This window comes from Pseudomonas sp. B10(2017) (assembly GCF_002113295.1).
Classification (GTDB): Bacteria; Pseudomonadota; Gammaproteobacteria; order Pseudomonadales; family Pseudomonadaceae; genus Aquipseudomonas; species Aquipseudomonas pudica.
This window is the reverse complement of record NZ_NEJU01000044.1, coordinates 1-3,389: the sequence shown is the minus strand read 5'-3', so window position 1 is coordinate 3,389 and position 3,389 is coordinate 1. Positions and strand designations below refer to the sequence as shown.

The 3,389-nt window shown below is 63.9% G+C and carries 3 protein-coding genes; all 3 read right to left on the bottom strand.

Annotated elements, in window-relative coordinates; all coding sequences use genetic code 11:
* Positions 1 to 172 precede the first annotated feature (172 nt).
* Positions 173 to 697, bottom strand: a complete 525-nt coding sequence (locus tag CAF92_RS26195) for a DUF962 domain-containing protein (protein WP_046617257.1) — start codon at positions 695 to 697, stop codon at positions 173 to 175.
* A gap of 194 nt (positions 698 to 891) precedes the next feature.
* A complete protein-coding gene (locus CAF92_RS26190) occupies positions 892 to 1,815 on the bottom strand; it encodes a LysR family transcriptional regulator (protein WP_085602343.1) in 924 nt (307 codons plus the stop codon).
* A 201-nt stretch (positions 1,816 to 2,016) separates the two neighbouring features.
* A complete protein-coding gene (locus CAF92_RS26185) occupies positions 2,017 to 3,273 on the bottom strand; it encodes an OprD family porin (protein WP_085602342.1) in 1,257 nt (418 codons plus the stop codon).
* Positions 3,274 to 3,389: the final 116 nt, after the last annotated feature.

Below are 3,389 nucleotides of genomic sequence, written 5' to 3'. Positions count from 1 at the left end.
GCGATGGATGGCACGGGCTTCGCCCGTGTTCGCGGGCAAGCCCGCTCCCACAGGGATCGCGCCAGCTTTTAGAAATTGAGCAAGACAGTTGCTCCCACAGGGATTGCATCAGGCTTGAGGGCAGTGCAGTCCCTGTGGGAGCTGGCTTGCCGGCGATAGGGCCATTGAATGTTTACATGGCCGCATTCTTCTGCCGCATGGCAACTGGCCCGGCGTTGCTTTCCACGGCTTGCTTCAGGGCCGGGCACAGGCCGAGCATGAATGCCGCTTCTGCCACCACGAACAACGGCCCGATGATCAATCCGCTGACATCGTCGACAAACGCCGGCTTGCGGCCTTCGTAGTAATGGCCGACGAACTGGATGATCCAGCCCACCACGAACGCACCCAGCCCGGCGCCGAGCCACAGTGCTGTCGTCTGCATCGCCAGCACCTGACCAACCCACAGGCATAGCCCAAGCAACAACCCCATCACCAGGCCGAAGCGCAGGTCCAGGCGCAGGTAGAACCAGACCGAGGCTGCCGCCGCCGGCAGGGCAGGGGACAGCCACATGCCCGCCACCTCCCAGCCAGGACGCGACAGCAGGATGGTGACCGCCAGCACGATCATGGGGATGCCCACGAAGTGGGTGGCGATGTTGCGTGGGTCGCGGTGGTAGCTGGCGTATTGGCTCAGGTGGTCGACGAGGGTCTTCATTGTTTTTGCCTCCCTGGTTGCCTGATCGAGGTGTATTGCCTGTTCTGGCCTCTTCGCGGGTGAACCCGCTCCCACAGGTACAGCGCAGCCCTCAAAAACTGTGGTGACCCTGTGGGAGCGGGTTCACCCGCGAAAGGGCCGGCACAGGCGACCGATATAGCTCAGGATAGACCGCCCCTGCCAGCATCATCAGTTCAGCGAATGGCAGCAGCCCGCACTGGCATATCCAGCCCCACCAGCGTCTCGATCATCGCTCGCGCCGCCGGCGACAACCGGTAACCGCTGCGGCTGACTACGCCACAGCGCACGCTCAGCACTTCCAGCGCTGGCGGCAGGTTGCGCCAGTGCAGGCGCACCAGGCGGCCGCTGGCCAGGTCTTCGGCCACGGCTTCCTCGCTGGCGGTGCCGATGGCATCGCTGGCCAGCACCACGCTGCGCAGTACGGCCAGGTGCTCGGTTTGCAGGTGCGGGGTGAAATCGCTGCGCCCGCTCAGGTTGGCCAGGCGCTTGCGCACGCCGGGGGCGAGCAGGGCGCTGGCCAGGGGGTAGCTGAACAGGTCGTTGGTCGACAGGCTGTCCTTGGCCAGCAATGGGTGCCCCGGGCGACAGAAGAACAGGCCGGGGCGCGGTGAAAGGGGTTCGGTGTGGAAGTTGGGGTCGGCCTCGAACGGGCGGATGTCGTCGACGAAAAACTCGATCTGCTCGCGGCGCAGGGCCTGGCCGAGGCGTTCGGCGTTGTCCACCAGCAGCGAGGTGCGGATGCCTGGGTGGCGCTCGAGAAAGTGGCGCAGGGCATCGGGCACCAGGCGTACGGCCAGCGTCGGGCCGCTGCCGAAATGCAGCTCGCCGGCGTCGAGCTTGGTCATCTGTAGCACTTCGTTGCTCAGCTGCGCGGCACCTTGTACCAGGCGCCGGGCATGTTGCAGCACCACCAAGCCTTCAGGGGTGGGCGGCAGGGCTTTGCTGGCGCGGTCGACCAATGGGCAGCCGAAGCTGTGCTCCAGGCTCTGGATGGCGCGGCTGAAGGCGGGTTGGGTGATGCCCATGGCCTCGGCGGCACGGACGAAGCTGCGGTATTCAGTGAGGGCGATGAAGTAGCGCAGCTGACGGAGGTCCATGTCACGGCTCTGGGGCGGGGATCAGAGGCCTATTCAAGCGGTTGCTGTATATTCCGTCAAAGAAGGTTTATTGATTTGTTTATAGCTTGAGGTTATTTGTTGCGGCATCTGGCCTCTTCGCGGGTAAACCCGCTCCCACAGGTTCACCACAGTTTCAGAATCTGTGGTGAACCTGTGGGAGCGGGTTTACCCGCGAAGCATTCAAAGGAGATTCAGCGGGTAGCTCACGATCAACCGGTTCTCGTCGAACGAGTTGGTGCTGAAGTCCCGGCGCATGGTGGAGTTGCGCCACTTCACCGATAGGTCCTTGAAGCTGCCCGACTGCACCACATACGCCAACTCGGTTTCCCGCGCCCATTCCTTGCCATCGTCCACGCCGCCTGCGGTGACGTTGTCACCCTTGATGTAGCGGTTCATCAGGGTCAGGCCTGGCACGCCGACGGTGGCGAAGTTGAAGTCATGGCGCACCTGCCAGGAGCGCTCCTTGGCGTTGTCGAAGCTGGAGTTGTAGCTGTCGTTTGCCAGGGTGCCGCCGCTGGTGCCGTTCACCCGCATCCAGGCGTCGTCGCCGCTGACTTTCTGCAGGCCGACGTAGAAGGTGTGGCCCTGATAGCGCGCCGAGAGCATGGCCGAGGCGGTGCGGTTGTCCAGTTCACCAGCGCGTTCGGCGCCGTCTTCCTTGCCGATGAAGTAGCCCAGGTTGGCGCCCAGGGTCCAATCGCCCAGGGGTTGGCTGTGCACAAGGTTGAGGTACTGCTGACGATAGATGTCCTTGAGCTGGGCATTCCACAGGCCGATCATGGTGCGCTTGTCGTTGAAGGCGTATTCGCCGCCGCCAAAGTTGAAACGGTCGGAGGTAAACGCTGCCTTACCGTTCATCGACATGTCTTCCATGCTGGCGTCGTTGCGCGGGCTGTTGCCGCGGAACTGGCCGGCGTACAGGGTCAGGCCGGCGATTTCCTTCGAGGTCAGCTGGCCGCCGCGGAAGGTCTGCGGCAGCGAGCGGCCGTCATCCGAGCGCAGGATCGGCAGTACCGGCATCCATTCGCCCACTTTCAGCTCGGTTTCGGACAGCTTGGCTTTCAGTGCCACGCCCAGGCGGCCGTAATCATCGGCGGGGCGGCCATCGTCGTGCACCGGCAGCAGATGAGTGTTGGTGGTGCCTTTGCCGCCGTCGAGCTTGACCGAGTACAGGCCCAGTACGTCCACGCCGAAACCGACGGTGCCTTGGGTGAAGCCGGAGCGGGCGTCGAGGATGAAGCTCTGCGTCCACTCCTCGGCCTTGGCCTGCGGGTGGGCCGGGTCGACGAAGTTGCGGTTGATGTAGAAGTTGCGCAGGTTGAGGGTGGCCTTGGCGTCCTCCAGGAAACCCCCTTCGTCGGCGGCGAACACGGGGAGTGCGCAGGACATGGCCATCAGGCCGGGCAGCAGCTGGCGTGCGGGTTGCAAAGTGCTCATCTGTCGTGGATCTCTTGTTTTTATGGGCGAGCCGGTACGCTGCAGGATGCGGCCTGCAGGTGCGGGTCTTTTGGGATGAACCGGGGCAACGTTGCGTGGGGAGGATGGTGCGGGGT